Origin of the sequence: Orbus sasakiae, from assembly GCF_039542345.1 — a bacterium.
GTDB lineage: Bacteria > Pseudomonadota > Gammaproteobacteria > Enterobacterales > Orbaceae > Orbus > Orbus sasakiae.
Window position 1 is genome coordinate 1,737,618 of the sequence record NZ_BAABHY010000001.1, and the last position, 24,474, is coordinate 1,762,091.

29 protein-coding genes are annotated in these 24,474 nt (G+C 38.3%); 7 read left to right on the plus strand and 22 right to left on the minus strand.

What is annotated here, in order from left to right:
• Window positions 1-11 precede the first annotated feature (11 nt).
• The 6 genes from ubiE to trmJ form a co-directional block, all read right to left on the minus strand.
• Entirely contained in the window at window positions 12-791 is a 780-nt protein-coding gene (gene ubiE, locus ABEA36_RS07625; protein ID WP_345490517.1) for a bifunctional demethylmenaquinone methyltransferase/2-methoxy-6-polyprenyl-1,4-benzoquinol methylase UbiE, read from the minus strand.
• Window positions 792-867: 76 nt separating this feature from the next.
• Window positions 868-1,809, minus strand: coding sequence for a multifunctional transcriptional regulator/nicotinamide-nucleotide adenylyltransferase/ribosylnicotinamide kinase NadR (gene nadR, locus ABEA36_RS07630; protein ID WP_345490519.1), 942 nt, complete (start codon window positions 1,807-1,809; stop codon window positions 868-870).
• A 146-nt stretch (window positions 1,810-1,955) separates the two neighbouring features.
• A complete protein-coding gene (locus ABEA36_RS07635; protein WP_345490521.1) occupies window positions 1,956-3,056 on the minus strand; it encodes a tRNA/rRNA methyltransferase in 1,101 nt (366 codons plus the stop codon).
• Window positions 3,057-3,070: 14 nt separating this feature from the next.
• Window positions 3,071-3,493, minus strand: coding sequence for a transcription antitermination factor NusB (gene nusB, locus ABEA36_RS07640; RefSeq protein WP_345490523.1), 423 nt, complete (start codon window positions 3,491-3,493; stop codon window positions 3,071-3,073).
• A gap of 3 nt (window positions 3,494-3,496) precedes the next feature.
• Window positions 3,497-3,967, minus strand: coding sequence for a 6,7-dimethyl-8-ribityllumazine synthase (ribH, locus tag ABEA36_RS07645; RefSeq protein ID WP_345490526.1), 471 nt, complete (start codon window positions 3,965-3,967; stop codon window positions 3,497-3,499).
• 114 nt (window positions 3,968-4,081) lie between these two features.
• On the minus strand, window positions 4,082-4,813 hold the full coding sequence (gene trmJ, locus ABEA36_RS07650; protein ID WP_345490528.1) for a tRNA (cytosine(32)/uridine(32)-2'-O)-methyltransferase TrmJ: 732 nt from the start codon (window positions 4,811-4,813) through the stop codon (window positions 4,082-4,084).
• Window positions 4,814-4,958: 145 nt separating this feature from the next.
• Between trmJ and suhB the strand changes: the two genes are divergently transcribed.
• Window positions 4,959-5,762, plus strand: coding sequence for an inositol-1-monophosphatase (suhB, locus tag ABEA36_RS07655; protein WP_345490530.1), 804 nt, complete (start codon window positions 4,959-4,961; stop codon window positions 5,760-5,762).
• A gap of 37 nt (window positions 5,763-5,799) precedes the next feature.
• Here suhB and miaE read toward each other — a convergent pair whose 3' ends face one another.
• From miaE to ABEA36_RS07730, 15 genes are all read right to left on the minus strand, one after another.
• Window positions 5,800-6,573 (minus strand): tRNA isopentenyl-2-thiomethyl-A-37 hydroxylase MiaE, encoded by a 774-nt coding sequence (gene miaE / locus ABEA36_RS07660; protein ID WP_345490532.1) that lies wholly within the window; start codon window positions 6,571-6,573, stop codon window positions 5,800-5,802.
• A gap of 18 nt (window positions 6,574-6,591) precedes the next feature.
• Window positions 6,592-7,512, minus strand: a complete 921-nt coding sequence (gene galU / locus ABEA36_RS07665; protein WP_345490534.1) for a UTP--glucose-1-phosphate uridylyltransferase GalU — start codon at window positions 7,510-7,512, stop codon at window positions 6,592-6,594.
• Between the two features lie 26 nt (window positions 7,513-7,538).
• Entirely contained in the window at window positions 7,539-8,069 is a 531-nt protein-coding gene (locus ABEA36_RS07670) for a DUF2569 domain-containing protein (RefSeq protein ID WP_345490536.1), read from the minus strand.
• A gap of 19 nt (window positions 8,070-8,088) precedes the next feature.
• Entirely contained in the window at window positions 8,089-8,610 is a 522-nt protein-coding gene (locus ABEA36_RS07675; protein WP_345490538.1) for a hypothetical protein, read from the minus strand.
• A 98-nt stretch (window positions 8,611-8,708) separates the two neighbouring features.
• Entirely contained in the window at window positions 8,709-8,840 is a 132-nt protein-coding gene (locus ABEA36_RS07680; protein WP_345490540.1) for an entericidin A/B family lipoprotein, read from the minus strand.
• 27 nt (window positions 8,841-8,867) lie between these two features.
• Complete coding sequence (locus ABEA36_RS07685; RefSeq protein ID WP_345490542.1) at window positions 8,868-10,058, minus strand: amino acid aminotransferase; 1,191 nt, start codon at window positions 10,056-10,058, stop codon at window positions 8,868-8,870.
• A gap of 235 nt (window positions 10,059-10,293) precedes the next feature.
• Window positions 10,294-11,754, minus strand: coding sequence for a SulP family inorganic anion transporter (locus ABEA36_RS07690; protein ID WP_345490544.1), 1,461 nt, complete (start codon window positions 11,752-11,754; stop codon window positions 10,294-10,296).
• A 296-nt stretch (window positions 11,755-12,050) separates the two neighbouring features.
• Window positions 12,051-12,626, minus strand: coding sequence for a cysteine hydrolase family protein (locus tag ABEA36_RS07695; protein ID WP_345490546.1), 576 nt, complete (start codon window positions 12,624-12,626; stop codon window positions 12,051-12,053).
• 3 nt (window positions 12,627-12,629) lie between these two features.
• Window positions 12,630-13,262 (minus strand): thiol:disulfide interchange protein DsbA/DsbL, encoded by a 633-nt coding sequence (locus tag ABEA36_RS07700; RefSeq protein ID WP_345490548.1) that lies wholly within the window; start codon window positions 13,260-13,262, stop codon window positions 12,630-12,632.
• 136 nt (window positions 13,263-13,398) lie between these two features.
• Entirely contained in the window at window positions 13,399-14,766 is a 1,368-nt protein-coding gene (gene clcA / locus ABEA36_RS07705) for a H(+)/Cl(-) exchange transporter ClcA (RefSeq protein WP_345490550.1), read from the minus strand.
• A gap of 242 nt (window positions 14,767-15,008) precedes the next feature.
• The gene (locus ABEA36_RS07710) at window positions 15,009-15,392 is read right to left on the minus strand and encodes a RidA family protein (RefSeq protein ID WP_345490552.1); all 384 of its coding nucleotides are present in this window, start codon (window positions 15,390-15,392) and stop codon (window positions 15,009-15,011) included.
• A gap of 85 nt (window positions 15,393-15,477) precedes the next feature.
• The gene (locus ABEA36_RS07715; RefSeq protein WP_345490554.1) at window positions 15,478-16,005 is read right to left on the minus strand and encodes a GNAT family N-acetyltransferase; all 528 of its coding nucleotides are present in this window, start codon (window positions 16,003-16,005) and stop codon (window positions 15,478-15,480) included.
• A 60-nt stretch (window positions 16,006-16,065) separates the two neighbouring features.
• The gene (locus ABEA36_RS07720) at window positions 16,066-17,412 is read right to left on the minus strand and encodes an APC family permease (RefSeq protein ID WP_345490556.1); all 1,347 of its coding nucleotides are present in this window, start codon (window positions 17,410-17,412) and stop codon (window positions 16,066-16,068) included.
• Between the two features lie 278 nt (window positions 17,413-17,690).
• On the minus strand, window positions 17,691-18,110 hold the full coding sequence (locus ABEA36_RS07725; protein ID WP_345490558.1) for an OsmC family protein: 420 nt from the start codon (window positions 18,108-18,110) through the stop codon (window positions 17,691-17,693).
• A 116-nt stretch (window positions 18,111-18,226) separates the two neighbouring features.
• Window positions 18,227-19,042, minus strand: a complete 816-nt coding sequence (locus tag ABEA36_RS07730; protein WP_345490560.1) for an MBL fold metallo-hydrolase — start codon at window positions 19,040-19,042, stop codon at window positions 18,227-18,229.
• Window positions 19,043-19,135: 93 nt separating this feature from the next.
• Here ABEA36_RS07730 and ABEA36_RS07735 point away from each other — a divergent pair, with 93 nt between their 5' ends.
• The 6 genes from ABEA36_RS07735 to ABEA36_RS07760 all read left to right on the plus strand — a co-directional run bounded on the left by ABEA36_RS07735 (window position 19,136) and on the right by ABEA36_RS07760 (window position 24,131).
• On the plus strand, window positions 19,136-19,795 hold the full coding sequence (locus ABEA36_RS07735; protein ID WP_345490562.1) for an HD domain-containing protein: 660 nt from the start codon (window positions 19,136-19,138) through the stop codon (window positions 19,793-19,795).
• An 80-nt stretch (window positions 19,796-19,875) separates the two neighbouring features.
• Window positions 19,876-20,367, plus strand: a complete 492-nt coding sequence (locus ABEA36_RS07740) for a MarR family winged helix-turn-helix transcriptional regulator (RefSeq protein WP_345490565.1) — start codon at window positions 19,876-19,878, stop codon at window positions 20,365-20,367.
• A 4-nt stretch (window positions 20,368-20,371) separates the two neighbouring features.
• Entirely contained in the window at window positions 20,372-21,007 is a 636-nt protein-coding gene (locus ABEA36_RS07745) for a peroxiredoxin-like family protein (RefSeq protein WP_345490567.1), read from the plus strand.
• Between the two features lie 355 nt (window positions 21,008-21,362).
• Entirely contained in the window at window positions 21,363-23,024 is a 1,662-nt protein-coding gene (gene ilvB, locus ABEA36_RS07750) for an acetolactate synthase large subunit (RefSeq protein WP_345490923.1), read from the plus strand.
• A gap of 1 nt (window position 23,025) precedes the next feature.
• A complete protein-coding gene (ilvN, locus tag ABEA36_RS07755) occupies window positions 23,026-23,307 on the plus strand; it encodes an acetolactate synthase small subunit (RefSeq protein WP_345490570.1) in 282 nt (93 codons plus the stop codon).
• Window positions 23,308-23,492: 185 nt separating this feature from the next.
• Entirely contained in the window at window positions 23,493-24,131 is a 639-nt protein-coding gene (locus ABEA36_RS07760) for a hypothetical protein (protein WP_345490572.1), read from the plus strand.
• Between the two features lie 71 nt (window positions 24,132-24,202).
• Here ABEA36_RS07760 and ABEA36_RS07765 read toward each other — a convergent pair whose 3' ends face one another.
• Complete coding sequence (locus tag ABEA36_RS07765; RefSeq protein ID WP_345490574.1) at window positions 24,203-24,406, minus strand: heavy-metal-associated domain-containing protein; 204 nt, start codon at window positions 24,404-24,406, stop codon at window positions 24,203-24,205.
• Window positions 24,407-24,474 lie beyond the last annotated feature (68 nt).

Consider the following 24,474-nt stretch of genomic DNA (forward strand, 5'->3'; position numbering starts at 1 on the left):
AGTAATACTCGTTAAAATTTAAAGCCAATATGTAAGGCAACAATACCACCCGTTAAATTATGATATTGCACATCTTTGAATTTCGCGTCTTCCATCATCTGCTTAAGTTTAGGTTGATCTGGGTGCATACGAATTGATTCGGCAAGGTAACGATAGCTTTCAGAATCATTGGCAACAAGTTTACCCATCAAGGGTAACATCGTAAATGAATAAAGATCATAAGCTTTACTAAGCAGTTTATATTCTGGCTTTGAAAATTCAAGGATCAATAAACGTCCGCCAGGTTTTAGCACACGCCACATAGAACGCAGTGCCTGATCTTTATTGGTCACATTGCGTAAACCAAATGAAATGGTTATACAATCAAATGTGTTATCCGCAAACGGTAATGCTTCCGCATTAGCTTGCACATATTCAATATTCTTAAATAAACCTTTATCACGTAACTTATCGCGTCCAACACGTAACATAGATTCATTAATGTCAGCTAAGACAACCAGACCATCATCGCCAACTAATTGCGAAAACTTAGCGGTTAAATCACCCGTACCACCGGCCAAATCAAGGACGGTTTGCCCTCGTCTGACGCCACTGTATTCGATAGTGATTTTTTTCCAAATACGATGAATGCCTAATGACATTAAATCATTCATGACATCATACTTATCAGCCACCGAGTGAAACACTTCCGCAACGCGTTTTTGCTTTTCTTGTTTAGGTACCTGCTGATAACCAAAATCAATTGTTTCTTGGGTATTGTTAGGATTTTTATGGTCTTGATCATTCGACATAATAGTATAACCGTGAACAAAAATTTTGCTTATCTTACCACAGAGTCTGCCACTGTACTATTTTTAGCGCAGATAATTAGTATAATTGCGCATCAACCTTTTTAAGGGCAGTTTCAAAAATAGCAACATTGCTTTCTTTTTGCTTAAACTCAGCTTGATCAATCACCAGATCAAATGGATAACGATTTTCTAACTCAGTTAGCGTGGCATTTTTCCGTTTAAATGCAGACTGATAATAACGATGTAATGTTGAAAAATCAGGTGATGTAAATAAAACCTGATTTGCCGTAATAAGTGCTTCATCAATTCGCTGTGCATGTAACATTGCGATGCGTATAAAATCGGTTTCCGATAAGGCTAGCTGTTTATTATCTGCACGTCGATGATAGATATAATTAATATAACCATTTGAAACATATTGAGTGTTATAGATATTAGCAAGCTGAATTGGTAATTTATCGATATCGCCCCCCACAATCGCAATTTTTTTAACAAAAAAAGGTCTGGCAGCTTTTGCAATAAATGGCCAATTTTGATACGGTGCTTGACGAATTTTCGTTGCACTAATATTAATAAACTCACGATTAGCATCAATTAATTTTACGTCACAGCCAAAATATTGTTGGTGATTTTGCACATCTTGCGGTTCACTGGTAAAAATAACGGTCGGCGTGACCTGCTGTTTTTGGAGAATAGATTTAACACGATCGCTCCAGTCTTTCCAACCATTTGGATAGTAAGAAATACCCGCTTCATCTAAGATATGAATATGAATATTATGACGACCTTGAAAGGTATCTTGTAACCAATTGAAACGGTCTTGAACGTGTGGCTGCTTCGGCATATGACTCTCTTCAAACAGCTTTAAGTCACGATCGTGTTCACAACCTAAGATAACATGTAATTCATCAACCTGACTGACTGCTTTTTCGATCAAGTAGATATGCCCGCAGTGCAATGGATAGAACTTACCAAAAATTAAACCAACTTGATGTTTTTTAGCCGCTTGAATATTCATATAATATTGCAAATTTTGGTTGTGAATAATTATACACTCTAACCAAAATTTAATTTCTTTCTATTCAAAAGATGCTATTTAATCAGTTGATCGGTATTTTGTGATTTCGCCCATTAATGACTGGCTTAATGGGCGAAAAAGAGACATTAAAGATTCGTGATATTTTCTTGCCACTTAGCCAATAAAATCCCCGTTAAAACAGAGATATTCAGCGCTGACATGGCTTCGCTACCAGGCAAATAAACACAATGATCTGCCAGTGTAGCCAATTTTGGATTAATTTGTTGGAAAATCACAAAAACCGTTTTACGGCTCATTTTAACTTTAGTGAGTGTATCCGCCTTCAACGAGCTCACTTTACATGGTAATAAGGCAACAATTTGGTAACCTTGTTGTTTAAACTGATCAATCGATGCTAACAGATCATCGGCTTTTACAGGTGTTAACGATTCCGCACCACCTTCAGAAACACGCAGCGCTGCACCACTTTCTAAAATATCAGGCTGTCTTAATAACATCGCGCCCACACCGAAAAAAGCGGCCGTACGAGCAATACCACCCAAATTGTGAGGATTACTAATATCATCAATCGCTAACACGCAATCTTGTTCAACTTGTGCACTTTTTGATAAATAATCACCAACTAATTCAGCTTTACGCTTTTTCACAATTAGACAAACACCACCATGGTGAGGTGTTTGAGCAATTTTAGTCATTTGTTCATCAGTGATAACATCATAACCTAAACGATATTCAACTAAATGCGCAATCAGACTTTTAAATTCGTAGGTTTTTTCTTGAACAAAAAACGCTTTAATGATCGTTTCTGGTCGATTTTCAAAGACCGCTTTACAGCTGTTTTCGCTATAAACTAATGTCTCTTCTTTACGTTGACGCTTAATCTGCTCATGGACAACAGGTGCTTTATTATCTGCATCGAAGGTCGGTAACTGTTCGGTATTTTGAAAACGACTTTTCCAAGGCGAATCACCATCACGACTTACCGATTGCTGACCACGAGGTTTAAACGTCTCAATTCGGCTATCGCTAGCACGACTATTTTCGTTACGAGGACGATTAGAACGAGGTTTATCGCCAGATGGTTTTCCGTATCCACCGCGTCCTGACGGTTTTGATTTATCACCATCTCGTTTTGCATACGGACGTTTTGATTTGTCTTCCTGTGATTTTTGTGCGTAAAAAATCGTCGGTTTAGCTTTATTATTTGATGACTCATTGTCACTCATATCGATCTCACTATTTAGCGTGTGCGAATGGTTGGTGCAACTTTATCAAGAACACCATTAATAAATTTATGACTCTCTTCAGCGCCAAATGTTTTCGTTAGGTCAATCGCTTCATTTATCACAACTTTATAAGGAACATCTTCACGTTTTAGTAATTCATATACCGCAATCCGTAAAATGGCTCGTTCAACTTGACCTAACTCATCTAATGAACGTTCATTTAAAAAAGGTTCCATTTTGTTATCAATTTCATGCGTATTAAGTGCAACACCATTTAATAGTTCACGAAAATATTTTTTATCAACGCCTTTCATATCTTGTTCAGCCATAAAACCGACTTCAACATCAGACAGATCGTTTTTAGAAACTTGCCATGAATAAATCGCTTGAACTGCACACTCACGCGCTCTACGTCTAGGGTTAACCGTTGTACTCACACCTTACCCCTTAATTGTTTTTAAGGTATTTAACATTTCGAGCACCGTTAAAGCAGCTTCGGCACCTTTGTTGCCCGCTTTCGTCCCAGCACGTTCAATCGCTTGTTCAATATTTTCGGTGGTTAAAATCCCAAAACCGACTGGAATAGCATACTCTAAAGAGACGGATAATAAACCTGAACTTGATTCGCCCGCAACAAAATCAAAGTGAGCTGTACTACCACGAATCACCGTCCCCAATGCAACAATGGCATCATATTTTTTGCTTTGTGCCGCTACTTTTGCGGTTAAAGGGATTTCATAAGCGCCTGGCACTTTGATAATGGTGATGTTTTTATCATCGACTTGACCAACGCGTTTTAACGCATCTACTGCGCCTTCAACTAAACTGTCATTAATAAAGTGATTAAAACGTGCCACGATGATAGCAACTTTTGCTTTAGGTGCAGCAACTTGACCTTCGATAGTTTGCATAATAATTCCTCTAAATCTGACTAAGTATAACTTAGCCTTGAATAATGCGGCAATTTTAGCACAGATTCAAATTTTCGCTATGCGGATTTTATTTAAATCAGGCTAAGCCCCTCGTTATTTTTTATCTCGTTCAATCGACGTCAAAATACCACGCAGAATATTGATCTCTTGCTGCTCAATTCGAGCTCGTGTAAATAAGCGGCGTAATCGGCCCATAATTTGACCTGGGTGATTGGGATTAATAAATCCAGTTTGTAATAACGTCTGCTCTAAGTGACAATAAAAACGTTCGATATCATCACTTTTTGGGTATTCAAGTTCGTGATGTACGGTTGATTTATTTTGTTGTAGTGCTAAATATGCCATACGAATTTCATAACACAATACTTGAACTGACATTGCTAAATTTAATGAACTATAATCAGGATTTGCTGGAATTGACACATGATAATGACACTTTTGTAGCTCATCATTCGTCAAACCAACACGTTCGCGCCCAAAAACTAATGCAATTTTATGGCCCAACAATGCTTCTTCCATCATTTTTTGACCACTTTGATCGGATTCTAAATGTGGCCATTCAAGATGACGTAATCTAGCACTGGTACCAATCACTAACTGACAATCGGCAATCGCATCATCCATTGAATTAACAATCTGAGCCTGTTTAATGATATCGCTAGCACCTGCGGCAAGCGAGATAGCTTGCGAGTCTGGTTTAATTATTGGATTAACTAAACACAATTTAGACAACCCCATGGTTTTCATCGCTCGAGCAGCAGAGCCCATATTTCCAGTATGTGAAGTTTCAATTAGTACAATTTTAATTTGATCGAGTAATGACATTAACCTAGTATCCCATAAAAATTTTACAGGCATTCTAACATAAACTAGAAAAAGCCTAAAATACTGCTATACTATGCGACAAAATATTCTCCGCTCATTAGGAGAATGTGTTTTCTGTTCTTTAACATCAATTGGAAAAAATACTATGCATCCGATGCTGAATATCGCTATTCGCGCTGCCCGTAAAGCTGGCAATGTAATTATTAAATCATATGAGAACCCTGCTTCAGTCAAAGTGGACACGAAAGGGGAAAATGACTTTGCAACTAACGTGGATAGAGCCGCCGAAGCCTTGATTGTTGAAACAATCAAAAAAGCTTACCCAGATCACACCATTATTGCCGAAGAAGGTGGACTTGTTAAAGGCAGTGATAATGATGTTCAGTGGATTATAGATCCTATTGATGGCACCACAAATTTTATCAAAGGTATTCCACACTGTAGCGTTTCAATTGCTGTTCGTCTTAAAGGCAAAACTGAAGTTGCTGTGGTTTATGACCCAATGGCAAATGAACTGTATACGGCAACCCGTGGTCAAGGCGCTCAACTTAATGGTTACCGTATCCGCGTTTCAAATGCCAAAGATTTAGAGGGTACCTTACTTGCTATGGCCTTCCCATTCAAACAAAAACAATATAGTGATTGTTATTTCAATGTGCTGCAAAAAGTCTTTACTAAATGTGGTGATTTTCGTCGTAGTGGCTCTGCAGCTTTAGATTTAGCCTATGTTGCAGCTGGCCGTTTTGATGGCTTTTTTGAACTGGGTTTAAAACCGTGGGATATCGCAGCCGGTGAACTGATTTTACGTGAAGCGGGTGGGATTATGACCGATCTCGTTGGCGCAAACAACTATATGGTTTCTGGAAACATTGTTGCTGGTAATCCCAAAGTGGTTAAAGAATTTTTAACATTAACCCAAAATGACTGGCCAGATCGCCTAAAGGTGTAGTCAAGCAATCAAAAAAACCTGCATTTTGCAGGTTTTTTTATGCCGGTAATCCGCTATGGAAACGAAATTCCGTATCAGGCAGCTGGATTAATTCTGCTTCGGTGTGCCCGATAATGGCGACTCGTTCGCAAATATCATCCGCAGATATTTGCTGAGCAAGTTTGAGGTAATCTTGATAATGCCGAGCTTCTGAACGCAGTAAGGAAATATAAAACTGAGCGAGATCATCATCTACATAAGGGGATAAACGTGCAAATCGTTCACACGAACGCGCTTCTATGTATGCGCCACAAATTAATTTATCAATTAGCATCGCGGGTTCATGTGTACGCACTTGCCCCATCAATCCTTTTGCATAACGACCTGCACTAATACTCTGATAATGAATTTGACGCTGAGTCATTATCTCTAACACTTGATAAAAATGGTGTAATTCTTCTTTTATCAACATCACCATTTTATCAACTAAATCTTCACCATAAAGGCAGTGCTTACGCAACGTCAATTTTTTTGAAATAGTCTGCTGCTGCTGAGCCAAATCCGCTAATGAGCCTTCTTTACGATAAATAAAGTTTTCATAAGGTGCTAACCATGCGAGTAATACCGTTGCACTTTGTTCATCGACAGCATATTTACGTATTAACCAAGCGGCAGTTTGTGCCGCTTTCAGTTCACAAATCATGTGATCAATTAATAACATAGGCAGATTTGAGGGTTTACTTGCCTCAATCAGCCATGCTGTCGGAGTTTGACATAATAAAAAATCATCAATTGGTACAAGTAGTGATTGATAAGCAGATAAATTTGCCATATTAACTAAACACGAAACTCATAACTTTAATGTTTTTAACCATGCCGTCACATCTTGACCTAAATCTTGATGGCGCATCGCATATTCAACAAAGGTTTGTACATAACCTAGCTTATTGCCACAGTCATGACTATGCCCTTTAATGCAGTAAGCATCAATTGCTTCATGTTCCAACAACATCGCAATAGCATCCGTTAATTGGATTTCATCGCCGGCACCCGGTGGCGTTTTTGCCAATAATGGCCAAATCTTTTCAGATAACACATAACGACCAACAATTGATTGGTTAGAGGGTGCGTTCTCAACCGATGGTTTTTCTACAACACCGTACATTTGCACATTGCAACCGGCAGATAGCGCTTCACCATGACAATCCACAATCCCATATGATGAAACCAGCGCCTGGGGCACAGGTTCAACCATAATTTGACTGCGTTTAGTATCATGATAATTGGCAATCATTGCGGCTAAATTATCTTTACATAAATCGCTGTAATATTCATCAATGAGCACATCAGGCAATACTACCGCAAAAGGTTCATTGCCAACTAATGGATAGGCACATAACACCGCATGACCGAGACCTTTTGCCAAACCTTGTCTCACACTTGTAATCGTCACATGCTTAGGCAAAATAGATTGTACTTCTGATAAAAGCTGGCGTTTTACACGTGCTTCAAGCATGGCTTCAAGCTCAAAGCTGGTATCAAAGTGGTTTTCAATTGAGTTTTTAGAGGAATGAGTCACAAAGATAATTTCGGTGATTCCAGCTGCAATGCACTCTTTGACTACATATTGAATCAGTGGTTTATCAACCACAGGTAGCATCTCTTTTGGGATTGCTTTAGTCGCAGGTAACATACGTGTACCAAGCCCTGCTACAGGAATAACGGCTTTGGTGACTTTACCTTTTAATGAACAAACAAAATTCGTATTCATATTTTATCCTTTACTCAATCAGACAGTTAGCTGACTAACGTCGGCTTTTGCCCCATCATATCACAACTTGGTTTACCTTCGACAAAGGTATTTTTCACACGAATTGAAACTGCAAAATAAGGAATCCAGATAGCGCAGTAAATTACGAGACGGATAAGGTCAATTGCTGTTTCACCATCAAACATCGGCTCATCAAATATCAATCCTGCAAAAATGGCGTCAACGACAATGAAAGCCAGATTTCCTAATAATATCATCGTAAACAGTTTTGGCGTACGATAGTTTTTGGTGAAAAATTGTATATTTAAGTAAATATACGCAATGAAAAATAATAAATTAGTTACGCCTTCAAAAATCAGAAAGGGTAACAAAAAAGGATAATCACCATCCGCGATCACTTCCATACTGTCTGAACTAAATACACTGCTACACCAAGACATAAGATCAATCACAAAGCGAATAGCTGTAATAACGAGTGATATAGCGACTAAAATAAGCCAGCCACCAATCCCTTTGAGATGATTAAATTGAGAATTATTGACGTTAACGTTTTCCATTTTATTTCCTTACTTGTTATTATTGATGAATAATGTTTAATTCTGCACGTTTTATTAAGAGTGGATTATCAAGATCCTGAGCCAATGAGTCAACTGAAATATACACAATCTGACAGTTTTCTAAAATGGCTTGTTGAAACACAGATTTCGCTTTGCGTTCTCGCAGTTGTCGCTGTCTTGCTGTTAGATAAAAATCATCATATCGGTCATCATCATATAAAAATGAATTCCTAAATGGACTCCCCCTATGCCCCCATAAATAATTTTGAGGATAGTTCCGTTCAATCACTTGCCCGGTGAGTTTACCTTTTAAACCTTGATAACTTGCAGGCAATGTTGCACTTCCTTTGCTTTGCGCAACATAAACATGATTAAACCCTTTCTTTTGTTGATTATCCGGCAATTGATTAAATTTAAATTCGATGCCTGTCATCGCCCTATAATCACATTGCGGTGCAATGTCTGGTTCAGTTTGAAAATTAAGCGCATGACACCCCGTCAGGGTTAAAACGGATAAAAGCAATAAACATATTCTATTCATGGCGTGACTCACTCAATACCACTATTTATGAAAGACAAATAAAAACGGGGCTTGAATTCATTATCAAACCCCGTTTTTTATTTGGTTACTTAAGCCAATTAACTTGCTGCTTTAGAGATCGCTTTGCCACCCGCTTCAACATCCTGCCCAACACCACGAACCGTGTTACACCCAGTTACTGCGCCAACAACCATAATTGCACATAATACAGCAATAATCTTACGATACATATTTATCTCCTCACAGGTCTATTTTCATTATAATGCAGCAAATGCTTTAGCAACTTGATCAACATTGTGATTATTTAATCCGGCAACACACATTCTGCCACTGCCAACTAAATATACACCAAATTCAGTTTTCAATTTTTCAACTTGTGCTTTTGTGAACCCTGTATAACTAAACATACCTTGTTGCTGTAATAAAAAATCAAAGTTACGGTTTGGAACAGAAACGTTTAGTGTATCAACTAATACCGTTCTCATTTGCATAATACGATCATGCATAGCATTAACTTCCTTAATCCATAAGGCGTTAAGTTGTGGATCATTTAAAACATAAGAGACAATCTGAGCGCCAGTATTAACAGGACTTGAATAGTTACGTCTTACGGTAAACTGGAGTTGCCCTTGTACTCGCATTGCAGCGGCTTTATCTTCACAAAGCACAGACAATCCTCCAACTCGTTCACCATAGAGTGAAAAAGTTTTCGAAAATGAGTTCCCGACCAAACCACATAGCCCCGATGCCGCTAAAGCGCGGATTGCATACGCATCCTCATCAATGCTTTTACCAAAACCTTGATAAGCAATATCCATAAATGGAATTAAGTCTTTCTGTTTTAATAACGCAATAACGTCATCCCACTGAGAAGGGGTTAAGTCTGCACCCGTTGGATTGTGGCAACATGGGTGGAGCAATACAATACTTTTAGCCGGCATGTGACTTAGGGTTTGCATCATTCCATCAAAGTTTACTCCCCCTGTGTTTGCATCAAAATAGGGGTAACGATTGACAGTGAATCCGGCACCATTAAAAATAGCGACGTGATTTTCCCAAGTTGGGTCACTGACCCAAACTTGCGAATCAGGGAAATAGCGATATAAAAAATCAGCGCCCACTTTTAATGCCCCTGAACCACCCAATGTTTGAATTGTGGTAATGCGTCCTGTTTCGACAGCTGAACACGTTGCACCAAATAAGAGTTTTTGAACGGCAGAACAATAAGAGGGTAAACCACTCATCGGTAAATAAAGCGCCGCCCCTTTTTGATGATGATACAAATGATCGATTGCTTTTTTGACGCACTCTAATTGCGGCACAATACCATTTTCGTCATAGTAATAACCAATACTTAAATTAACCTTTTTTTCTCTTTGATCATTATTAAAATCATAAACCAAAGATAAAATCGGATCGCCTGCATATGATTCAACTTTTTCAAACATAATGATGCCTTTTCTTATTAGAGTGATAATGAAAATATTAATTTTTCGATTATTACATCAACTATTTATCCAAGCAATATGTATAACGAGATATTTTTATTTAACCGCTGATATTAAATATTTTTACTGAATTTTCGTTAAATTTTTATCATAACCCCTAATTATAGTGTAAAAACACGTTCAATAATCAAAAAAAAGTCTAACAGTGGCGCTGTTAGACTTTAAAAAAATCGGTTTAGAGTGACGGTTTATCGTACTGACCAAACTTATCAACAATATTGGCACTCGCCTGACTGATACCTATTACCTTCACTGTTATGCCTTTTTGGCGTAATTTGAGCACTGCTTTATCAAGTGCATTAACCGCAGTGATATCCCATAAATGTGCGCGGGTTAAATCAATAACCGCATGCAGGCATGGTTCATCGTGGTCAAAATAGCTAATAAATCGGTCAGACGAGGCAAAAAATAGCTGGCCAATCACGGAATAGGTCATCGTTTGTGTATTGTCATCATATGACGTTTCAACCCATAAAAATCGTGCAATTTTATTGGCAAAAAATAAGGATGCTAACAATACGCCAGCAATAACACCGTAAGCAAGATTATGGGTAAAAACAACCACGATAACGGTTGTTAACATAATGATGTTGGCGGACAGCGGATACACACGTAGTTTTCGAATTGAATCCCAAGAAAACGTACTTATCGACACCATAATCATCACCGCAACCAACGCAGCCATTGGAATCTTAGCGACCCAATCACTTAAAAAAACCACTAAAATTAATAATAAAATACCGGCAGTAAACGTTGACAAACGCCCTCGTCCCCCCGATTTCATGTTAATGACAGATTGACCGATCATGGCACACCCTGCCATTCCACCAATAAAACCAGCACAAACATTCGCAATACCTTGTCCTTTACATTCACGATTTTTATCACTTTTGGTTTGTGTATAATCGTCAATGATGGTAGCCGTCATCATTGATTCAAGTAAACCAACAATCGCCAATCCCATTGAATAAGGTAAAATAATCCATAATGTGTCTAAATTTAACGGAATATCTGGCAACATAAATATCGGCAATGTATCTGGTAAATCCCCCATATCACCAACCGTACGAATGTCTAAACTCATTACAATTGAGATAATGGTCATCACTAAGATGCAGACTAGCGGCGATGGAATGACTTTATTGATATAAGGAAATAAGTAAATGATGGCCAAGCCACCCGCAGTCATCGCATAGAAGACCCAGCTGACATTAGTGAGTTCAGGAAGCTGTGCCAAGAAAATCAAAATCGCTAAGGCATTAACAAAACCGGTGACAATTGAGCGAGATACAAATCGCATTAGACTACCCAGTTTTAAATAACCTGCTAATAATTGCAAAACCCCTGTTAGAATCGTGGCAGCAAGTAAATATTGCAAACCATGATCGCGTACCAGCGTTGTCATTAGCAATGCCATAGCACCTGTTGCAGCCGAAATCATCCCAGTCCTTCCCCCGACAAATGAAATAACAACGGCAATACAAAATGCGGCATAAAGTCCGACTTTAGGATCAACGCCAGCAATAATTGAAAAGGCAATGGCTTCAGGAATTAGCGCCAAAGCGACGACAGTACCCGATAAAATATCACCGCGGACATTACCTAACCAGTCCTGACGTTTTGAAAGGAAGAGCATAAAAAACCTATTGAAAAAGTGAAAGAATTGATATGAAACAGGACATTGTAGAAATTGGCCGTTGACTCACGCACAGCATCCATCCTAATGTATCGGGATCACACCTAAAAAAGACCCTGAATAATAATCATTTTTTAATCAGATGACAATATCAAGCACAAAGATTAGTAGGGATAATCTGTGATATGTTTTATGTATAAAAAAGGTCATGTTCCAATGAACCTATATCGAATATACTTGCATTGTATGCGATCGAAATGACATACCATGTCGATAGCGTTGTTAATATATCCGTCTTAAACCATTTCACTCAATTGCTGGCAATTAACGACACTGGCGATTTGCTTTAGAAACGCAATCGAGCTCTCGTGTTCAACTTGAGTGGGTGCCGCACAAGCCTCTTCAACAATCACGACTTGGTAGTCTCGATCATGCGCGTCTCTGGCAGTACTTTGTACTGTCATCACAGTACTCACACCGGCGATCACCAACCGTTCAATTTTGTTGGCACGCAAAACAGCTTCGAGTTCTGTACAATAAAAGGCACTAACACGAGGTTTAATTATCACCATGTCCACTTTATCAGCGTGTAAATCAGGATGAAAATCAGTCCCTTTGTGACCTAACATTAACGCACCAAACTGATTGGCTTTACTAAACATAGGTGAATCTTTTGGCTGTTCCACATAATTTGCAGAAAAGCCCACTTTGACCAATAATTTTAACCAACCGCGTTGTTCAGCCAAATGTAAAATCTGATTCGCTTTACTGATCACATCGCTCTGTGTTGCTTGTTCTGCAGAACGCGCAATTTTGCCATCGGGGTGCATGATATCAATAATATAATCTATACCAATAAATGCGGTTTTCATCGATTATTCACCTGACATTTTGATAAGTTCATTTAGCTTATCTTTAGTCCCTTGATAATGATTCGAGCTATCAAGCAGTAACTGATATTGATTATTCACATAAATGGATGGCACATATTTAAGTTGATATGCATGTGACATTTCGACCGCTTGTGCTAACTTTTCAGTCACTTCATTTGAATAGTAATAGTGTTCGAGCAAGCTACGGTCAACGTGTTCACTTTCTGCCCAATCAAAAATTTCATTAGCATTCTCAAAATTCAATTTTTGTTCATGAATTGCACTATACATTAATGTTGTAATACGTGCTTGTTCTTGAGGTGAGATCATGCCTAATGCATAGTATAAACGTGCATACTCGATCCATTTTCCTTTACGTGGTATTGCTACACGGGTAAAAACCACATTTTCAGGTTTATCCGCTAGCCATTGTGAAATTTCATCTTCAACCACATAACAATAAGGACAACCATAAGAGAAAAACTCAACAACTTCAATTTTATCTTTATAAATTGAATACGCTTTAGCATGCCCTTCTAATACGACATAATCTTTATTTTCAATTAACGATGAAAAAGAGGAACTGCTGACACCAAATAAGAGCGTGATTAACAACAGTTTAGCAATATTGGTCATATGTGTCGCCTTATCAAATCAAATTTTACTATTATCAGAAAGTCTCAATTACGTATTTGGCCATTCAGTCAAATCGATAAATCAACAATACATCAACCCATCAGAGAATGGAATATTACGCCGCAAAAATAATCGTTTATTTTTGTTGTGCAGAACGTAACAAAATATTTTCTAATATACTCGAATACAAAGGTCTACCGCCGAGAGCCTGAGCAGCTAGCGTTGCGCCTAAACAGGTAATAATCATGGGTAAGATCAATTGATAGTTATCTGTCATCTCCATAACAAGCACAATCCCCGTGAGTGGCGCGCGGATAGTCGCAGCAAATAAGCCCCCCATCCCGATAATCGCACAGGCGCCCAATTCAATTTGGTAATCGGGAAAAAGGTGTTGAATCAGCATGCCAAATAAAATCCCTAAAATGGTTCCTAATGCTAACGTTGGTGCAAATATTCCCCCTGGCGCACCAGAACTAAAGCATAATATTGTTGCCGCAAATCGCAGAATAAAGATGGTCAAAAGCATGTAAAAAAAGTAATCACCAGCTATTGCGGAAGGAATAAAGGCAAAGCCACCACCAGTGATTTCTGGCATCACAAACGAGAGGATACCAAATCCCCCCCCTAATACAGCCCCCGTAGCCACAAAACGGTATTTTCCCTGTTGATAAAATTGCTGAAAATATTTTTGACAGCTTAATACACATTGATTCGCTATCACACCAATAACCCCAAAACAGGACCCTAACAACAAATACAACCATAACGAATTGACGGGCACGGCATGGAAATAACCAATGTGAAACACTGAGCCGGGTTGAATTAAAAACTGGTACATCACACTAGCCATAATCACCCCAACAAATATGGCTTTGATCGATGTCAAACTGTAGCGAAACTGTGGCCGCATCTCTTCAATAACAAATAATATGCCCGCTAATGGCGCATTAAATGCCGCCGTGACCCCTGCTGCGGCACCCGTTGCAATAAAGGTATGTAAATAGCTGTCCCCCCTTACATGGAAAAAATCAGCAACCATTTTACCCACATTGCCACCAATTTGTACGGTGGGCCCTTCCCGCCCAAGAACCATCCCCGATCCTAAAGCACCTAAGCCACCAATAAATTTAACGGGTAATACTCGTTGCCAGCGCACCGGACGTAAGTTAGCCAATGCACCTTCGATCTCAGGAATACCTGAACCACCCGATTCTGGTGCAAATCGCCTCACTAACCAATACGCCATTCCTGCCATCAATGCAGCGACAATGAAATACGCGATATAAGCAAAATAAAATGAAGATGACCATGTTAGACTGAGCGTTATCCGAGCATGTTCAACCCAAATAACCAGATATTGAAATGCAACACCAATACAGCCAGTAATGCTACCAATAATGGCAGCAATAACTAATACCATAATAGGTGCTCTATCTTGCATACTGCGAATTTTATGAATAAAAGAAAGGCGTTTTTTTAATACAGCGTATCGCTTACGATCCATTTTATGCGTACCGATTGATACAAAGGTGAGCTAAGATTTTATCGCTTATTCGATACGATATTCAAGTCTAAAAAGGACAGGCAAGGAATAAAAAATAACATCAATATGCCCAAACAACACATAGTGCCTTAAGGAATCAAAGTTAAACAAGAAGATAATGAGTGTTTTGATACGATTTGGGTTGATAGCTAACCGGACAAAGTCCGGTTAAACAAAATTGGGAATAGATCTATCAAGCGTAATTATCGAGCCGCAATAACTTCAATTTCGACTTTGGCATCTTTTGGAATACGAGCGACTTGAACACATGAACGAGCAGGAAATCCGGCATTATGTTCTTTAAAAAACTGCTCATATACAGCATTCACTGCTGCAAAATCATTCATATCCGCCAAAAATATGGTTGTTTTAACAATGTTTGCTGGCTGGCAATCCGCGGCAGCTAAAATAGCCTTCACATTAGCTAAGCTTTGTTTCGCTTGCTCACTCACATCATCAGGCATCGTACCTGTTGATGAGTCTAATGGGATTTGACCAGAAACAAACAATAAATTACCTAAATCAATTGCTTGCACATAAGGACCGATAGCGGCTGGCGCTTTATCTGAATTAATCACTTTAACCATGGTGTTTACCTCATTTTTTTTATTTTGGTGACAAAAGACAAAACTAAGTAAGTCAGTATATCACAGATATTATGTCAAAAATTGCTTAACAAGCAGCTAATTTACCACTTACATTCAGTAAACTACCAGTGATTAATTCGATCCCCATAACATAAGGTTCTGGTATAGCTGTTGACGACACAATATTAAATTCACTAATCGATTTAAAACCAAAACGCGCATAATATTTTGGATCACCGACTAAAAATACACTCGTATAACCAAGCTGCTTCGCTCGTTTAAATGCTTCGTGAATTAATAAACGACCCACACCCTGATCTCGGTATTCTAGTTTTACCGTAATAGGAGCGAGTAACAGTGTGGGGATAGATTGTGAGTCAGTCTGAATAATGTCGGTTTTAGTCAGCATGATATGCCCTATCAATTCACCTGCTGATTCAGCAACTAGCGCTAAATCAGCAATATAATTGTCACTTTCTCGGAGTTGATTTGCAAAATCCTGTTCGTTACCATCTGATACCTTAGCTGTCATAAAACCTGTTTTAATCAAATGATAAATGGCATCGAGTTCTTGTGTCTTTTCAGGACGAATTGTGATTGCGTTATTTTTCATGTTGACAATCTACTCTAAAATAATAAAACGCTATCATATCACGAAAAACAGCTCTTCATCCTATTTTGCAGCATCAAGCCAAGTCAAATCAGATTTATCATGATTAAAAAATAAGATAAGCACGCCAATAATCAACCACCCTACCCCGACCATTTTCGCATCAATATCGATATGTAATAATACGGGCAATAAAACAATGATACCGATAATAGGGACAACAATATCGCTAACTAAAGCGGATAACCCACGCGTTTTTTTCTTAAATTTAAAATAACCAATTACTGCAACATGTAACATAATAAACGCACTTAATGCACCCACATCGACAAAAGAGACTAAAGTCGGTAGCCCTTTAGCGCTGTTGGCTGCAATCGCTGCCAAACATAAATTGAAACCAGCGGCAAATAAAATCGCAATCGTTGGTGCACCACTGTGTTTACCTACTTTGGCTAATATTGAGGGTAACCGTTTATCACGCCCCATGCCGAACAATAAACGGCTGGCGGCGGCTTGACCTACCATGGCCGCAAATGCAGCCCCAATCGCTTTCATTAGAGCGAGAGCCCAACCTAACCAAACAGCGAGTTCTTGATTGACAATGTCATAATATGCTTTGCCTTGTAAGCCAGGGTTAGCACGTAAATATTCTGGTGAATATGGACTTAATAAAGCGCCAATATACGTTTGAACCACAAATAATGTCCCGGCCAAGATTAAACATCCGATGATAGCCTTACTGACTAAGCTGCGTTTTCCCCCATTTTCTTCAGCAAATGTGGCGATCGCGTCAAACCCTAAGTAGGATAAAACAGCAATCGAGACAGCCGTAAATAAATTACTCCAACTAAATAACGCCCCACCGACAAATGGATGTAACCAGTCTCTTTGCGCACCGCTGGTAATTAAAATCCAAATCCCCATAATCAATACAGCCGCTAATACCACAATTTCAAGGACTAAAATGATCAAGGTAATTTTGGCTGATTTTTTGATTCCGACCAAATTTAATGTGGTTGTTAGCGCTACCGCAATACATGTCCATACCCAAACAGGTACACTTGGAATAATGGCATTTAATGAAATGCCGCTAAACAGATATGCAACAGCAGGAATAAACATATAGTCGAGCAATAATAACCAACCAACGAGAAAGCCTGCGTTAGGATGGATGCCCGCAGAACAATAAGCATAAACTGAACCTGCATGTGGCAGCTCACGAGACATTCTGGCATAAGAAAATGCCGTAAATGCCATCACTCCCGTGGCAACAATATACACTAATGCAATTGCACCATCACTAATGGCATCAAGTACACCAAATAAACCCACGGGAGCGGCGGGGCCAATGAAAAGCAGACCAAGAATTACTAAATCCCGAAACCGCATACTTTTTGTTAATTGTTGCATAGATTATCTCAATTCGTTAAACCACATGCTGATATCATAATGAGATTACTAAAATATGCTAAGAATTTATCCGCATTATCTTATTCCAATCAGTTATATAAAAATGGGCGTATTGCCAGTATGCCGATAAGCAATAATGACACCACTCTTTATCGAGCAATATCAGTTTATGTTCTGGATCAGATACAATAGATAATAATGGAAGACAAAACCGACACATTATTGCCGTAGATAGGATAAAGTGCCTAAATTTAGGCACTTTCAAACAGGGGAGTAAATTAGTTTTGTTCTCTAATTTCGTAGGTATAACTCATTTTTGCCGTTTTACCTAACATGATTGACGCACTGCAATATTTTTCAGATGCGAGTTGAATTGCTCTTTCAACGGATTCATTGGTCACTGATTTCCCTGTAATCACAATATGGAAATTAATGGTGGTATAAACTTTAGGAGAGGTGTCAGCTTGTGTCTTTTCAATATCAATCCACATATCACGGACATCTTGTTTTGCTGTTTTTAAAATCGCCGTAATATCATATGCCATACAACCCGCTGCACCATGAAGCAATAGTTCCATTGGTCTTGCTCCGCGGTTACGACCGCCATGTTCTACGCCACCATCCATAATTAATGTGTGACCACTTGCCGTCTCACCCATAAAGCAGAATTCATCAACCCATTTTAAACGATCTTTCATACCGACTCCTGACAAAATATTAAATAAATTTAGACTAAAATTATTCTATTATGTTTAAACAATAAAATCACGATCCAATTATTTTAATTTATTCTTTTGACAAACTGCACGCCATATCAGTCAATTTCTAGGGTCAAACTTACCCCGACCTCATGCACAGGAATCGCCTGATTAATCTCAGATTTTGCGATAAATGAGACACAGTGACACGGATAAAGCTGTCTAATCTCATTTTTCACAAAATATTCAACTGTATGGCTGAGTTGTTTAGAACGTTCAAATAAATGAAAGCCACCAATGATGCCCACCACTTTGGTTTCATTACAAACCTGCTTAGCATATTCAACAATATTACAGATACCACTATGTGAACAACCGGTAATAATAAATAGTCCTGTTCTACTTTGATACACTAATGCCGAGTCATCTAACACGTAATCAACGTCCATCTCATGATGACATGGATCGACAATACAGCCAAAATGCTGACGGTGTTCAAAATCATTGGATGATGGGATTTCGCCTAAAAACGTGATATTTGGACTAATTTTGATTGGGGTTTTCGATAATTGTAATGAACACATTGTTTGCAGTTGTGATTCATCAAAAGGTGAACCAATCGATTCATTTTCAAATATTTTCGTTTTAAATGCATCGGGATGAGCAACAAGATTAACCATTTTTAGATCCATTTCTTTGGCTAAAAATTGCAATCCTCGAGTATGATCGTTATGACCATGAGAAATCGCAATTGTTGAAACAGTGGTGAGATCAATCCCCATTAATTTCGCATTTTTAATGAAAATATCAGAATAACCAACATCCAACAATAACCTTTGCCCTTCATCTTCAATATAATAGCAAACACCGGGTTCACCCAAATAATAGTGATCAATCAGGGTATTATTATCAACCAGTACAACGAGTTTCATCACACGACCTCTAAAAATTTATTCACTCACCAAATAACGGATTGTTGTGTATAATTCATATTATTGTTCCAGTTTAATATTAACAAGTTAACGATGCTAAGCCAATCTCAACAAATCATAATCAATACACATCATTACGTAAAAGAAAAACTTGCTCATGATTTTTCGGGTCATGATATTGCCCATATCGAACGTGTCGTTAAACTCGCCACGCATATTCAAACAACCGAACCTGAAAGCGATCTTTTTATTGTCACAATGAGTGCCTATTTGCATGATGTTATTGATGATAAAGTCACCGATAATAGTGAACAGGCACGACAAGATCTTATCACATTTCTCAAGCAACAATCTGTGACTGAATCTGTGCAAAATGCGATTTTGGACATCATTGACAATATGTCATTTCGTAAAAATTTATCCACCAAACAATCCTTGAGTAAAGAGGGACAAATCGTACAAGACGCGGATAGGCTCGATGCATTAGGTGCAATCGGCATTGGTCGCACGTTTTATTATGGTGGTAATAAAAAAAATATGATGCATGACCCAAAAGTGTTGCCACGCAGTGACATGACGGAAGACGATTATAAGCGCCCTAATACCGTGATTAACCATTTTTACGAAAAACTCTTTCTACTTAAAGATCAGATGAATACCCATGCGGGAAAAAAACTCGCCGCAAAACGCCATCAAATTCTGGTTGATTTTGTCAAACAATTTGAAGATGAATGGACAGTTAGCCTTAATTAAATAATCCAACAGACTATGGTTGACAATTATGATTCGCTGCAATAAATTAGTTAGATGGCTAACTAATTTTACTAAACAATATGATAAACCTAGAGAAAAAATACTTAACACTGATTGATCTTGTTAAACATCAAGATCCCCATCATGCAAAAAAAATCGCAATTTGTTTGCATGTTTTGTCCGCAGCAAACAGAATTGATAAAAGCTGTGCAGATAAGCTGTCACACTATAATCTATCAGAAGGACGATTTCTGATTTTGGCTTTATTAATGCAATATGACCACTTATCACCTTTAGAAATCGCTCATCATTGCGGAGTAACAAAAGCTACTATTTCGGCTTTACTGCAATCTTTAATTAAAGATCAATTCATCAATAAAGCACTCGATCCACAAGATGGTCGTAAACAGATCATTACCCTAACCAAAACAGGTCGCCAATTAATTAGTCAACTGTTTTCAATTCATACGAAATGGATAGAACAATTAACCGATAATTTCAGTCAGGGGGAAGCTGAACAATTAACTCAATTACTCACCAAGCTGTTGAATAACCTTAGAGACAAGGAATAATAAAATGACTTTACTTACCACATTGCAAAATATTCAAACACAATTATTAAGACAATTACCGCCAGAGATAACAGCACAATTAGAATCGTCTTTGACTGATATGCTTAAACAAAATCTGGATAAAAATGCACTCAAAGCTCATGATATAGCGCCTGATTTTACACTAACTGGCTCTGAAGGTAATATTTACTCATTAACACAATTACTGAATAAACAAGATCCAACTTTTATCTTTTTCTTTCGTGGTAGTTGGTGCCCATTTTGTGTCGCACAATTACAACACTATCGTGATAAACTTTTAGCAGGTAAACAAGCCACAGTTATTGCTATTTCACCCCAAACCCCAGCAATCAATAATCAGTTAAAACATGATCATCATATTAACTTTACCCTACTTTCAGACAAAGGAAACCTAGTCGCTAAAAAATTTGGCTTAGTTTTTACATTACCAGAGGATATTCGAACCTTATACCAAAATTTAGGCGCTAATATTGCAAATTTTAATGGAGATGATAGCTATCAATTACCTATACCTGCAAGCTATGTGATTGCACCAAACAGAGAAATTTTATATGCGTCAGTTAATGTAAACTATATGTTACGTCCTGATTTTTGTGAAATAGAAAAAAATTTAGGCTAAACCAAATTTCGTGATCTTTTTCACATTTTTATATTGATTTGGCTTTTTTTTCGAAAAATTATTGCTTAGCAAGAAAAATTATGTTGTTATAACTCCCAATTAATAACAAAGAGAAAATGATCCCATGACTACATTAACGTCGACACAGCTTATTGCTACACTGATTAATTCAGTGCTCGTCGTCGTGCGTGTGGTGGTCGGCAATGCGCCGCGACGGGATTAAATCAACACGTTGACGATAACCCCGCCGGTGCAAACACCGAGCGGGGTTTCTTTTTAGTATCCTGCTCATGTTATCCCGGCAATAGAATGATAAGGATAAAGAGCGATGCAATCTTCCCATACCACACAACCTTTGCGCTTAACGGGTGCCGAGCTTATTGTAAAAATTCTTGAACATTATGGTATCACACAAGTTGCGGGTATACCTGGTGGTGCAATCTTACCTTTATATGATGCATTAGGACAAAGCCAACAGATACAACATATTCTTACACGCCATGAACAAGCTGCAGGATTTATTGCTCAAGGAATGACGCGAACCAATGGTAAACCTGCCGTATGCCTTGCTTCAAGTGGGCCTGGTGCAACCAATTTGTTAACAGCGATTGCAGATGCCAAACTGGATTCAATTCCAATCGTCTGTATTACGGGGCAAGTTTCCTCATCAACGATTGGTACTGATGCATTCCAAGAAGTGGATACCTATGGTATTTCAATTCCCATTACAAAACATAACTATTTAGTCCGCAGTATTGAAGAATTAGCCGGTGTTATGCAAAATGCATTTCGGATTGCGCAATCTGGTCGACCTGGGCCGGTATGGGTGGATGTGCCTAAAGATATTCAAACCGCAACCATTGAGATTGAAGCCTTACCCGATTTTTCTGTCCATCATCCGCATCCCCAGATAGAGAGTATGCAAATTGAACAGGCAGCAAGTTTAATTAATGATGCTAAACGTCCGATTGCTTATCTTGGTGGCGGTATTGTTTTTGCTGATGCACATGAAGCCGCATTGGCATTAATTGAAAAGTCAAATATTCCGACCACAACAACATTGATGGCATTAGGTTGTATTGCAAGTGATCACCCATTATCACTGGGTATGCTGGGCATGCATGCTAAACGTAGCACTAACTTAATTTTGCAAGAAGCTGATTTACTGATTGTACTTGGTGCACGCTTTGATGACCGAGCGATTGGTAAAACTGAACAATTTTGTCCCAATGCCAAGATTATTCATGTTGATATCGATCGCGCTGAATTAGGTAAGGTTAAGCAACCCGATATTGCGATTCATGCTGATGTTGCTGACGTTTTGCAACAACTATTAGCCAACATTACGCCGCAACCAAGACATGAATGGTTGAAGCAAATTGAGCATATCAAACATCAGTTTCCATGCTCACATCACAGTAATGATCCACTCAGCCATTATGGATTAATTCAAGCTGTGGCAAAAATAGCCGGCCCTAAAGCTGTCATTACGACAGATGTTGGCCAACACCAAATGTGGGTAGCTCAAGCGTATCCGTTTAGTCGACCAAGGCAACTACTCACCTCAGGCGGTCTTGGTACGATGGGATTTGGGCTACCTACTGCAATCGGTGCCGCGCTGGTTAGTCCTGAACAGGTGGTTATCTGTTTTACCGGCGATGGCAGTATTATGATGAATATCCAAGAACTGGCAACAGCTGCTGAACATAATCTCAATATAAAAATTATTTTATTGAATAATCAGGCGCTAGGTCTAGTTCATCAACAACAAACGTTATTTTATGGTCAACGTATTTTTTCATCAACGTTTCCCTATCAAGCTGATTTTATCAAAATAGCACAAGGATTCGGCTTAAATACATGCAATTTAAATGATCAGACTGATCCAGTACACGCACTAACCCAAGCAATCAACACACCAGGGCCTTGTTTAATTCATGCGTACATTGATATTAATGAAAAAGTTTATCCAATGGTACCACCAGGCGCTGCAAACATTGAAATGGTAGGAGAATAATATGTCACAACCCGCAACTCAAATAGTTTTAACCTTAACCGTCCTTAACCACCCCGGCGTTATGACGCATATTTGCGGATTATTTGCTCGTCGCGCATTTAATGTTGAGGGTATTTTATGCTTACCTCTAAACGGTTCAGGCTATAGCCGTATTTGGCTCTTAGTGCAAAATGACGAGCGATTATCCCAAATGATCAGCCAAGTTGAAAAATTAGAAGATGTGCAAGATGTCAATAAAAGTGATAACTTAAGTATCTTTGAAAGACTCGCTGATTTTCAATAACCGTCATATCGTTCTTAGCGAAAATGCAATACATTCGTTTTCGCTAAGTCGATTATCAGTTTAACTTAATTGATAGCGTAACAGTTTCTCGTTATAATCACGGCCGTATCAATATAACTCTGCATATGATACCACTTAAAAAATAAAAAAAGATAAATAATAACAATATAATATAAGGAGTAGGTATGTTTTTCATCTGGGGGAGAGGTGGTAATCGAGTTACGGCTGGAGAAGCGACACATCAAACATGCAGTACGTGCAATGATGTCACTCAATTCAACACGGTTATCGATTATCGATTTTTTCACTTATGGTATCTCTTTAGTTTTCTGACTTCTCGACAATATGCTGTTGTTTGCGAACGTTGTGGCCATGGAGCCTACATAACGAAATCAGAATTCAAGCAAACCCATCACAAAGAGAAGATTCCGATTATTCGAAAGTGGGGCTGGCTTATCAGCTGTTTACTCATGGTGTTTTTAGTAAGCTATGCAATATACAGTAGTAAACAAGAGGCTGCACTCGTTAATCAATATATGACTCAACCACAAGTCAATGATATCTATTTTGCCGATTTAGCGAAAATTGACAGTAGTGGATATAACAGTGAAATTCATGCTTATGGCACGATGAAACTCGTCGGTTTTGAAGATGAATATTATTTATTTGCAATTGCTAACGTCGCTTATGATAAGAAAAAAGGCATCCCCAAAACGCTATCAACCATTGAGTATGTGGAAAATGACGACGAAATTGTCGCTTTAACGGAACCGGAAATTATAGAATTAAAAAACAGTAATATCATTTATGATATTCGTCGCTAATCACATATCAATCTTATGATTCAAGGATTGTCTTAAAGCAAAGACAGATTTAAGACAATCCCTAAATTAAATTAATAGCCAATACCAACAAATTGATAACCTGCATCATCAACCGCTTTAATAGCAGCCTCTTGAGAAATAGAACCACCATCAATAGTGACTTCTTTTTTGGTTAGGTCGACCGATACTTTTGCGTTAGGATCAACATCATTAATGGCTTTTGTTACAGCTTTAACACAATGATTACATGTCATATTATCAACAATGAGTTTCATAATTATTTTCCTTAGTATATTGATGATTGTTCAATATGATACGCCGACCATCAAATGATTCAGTATGA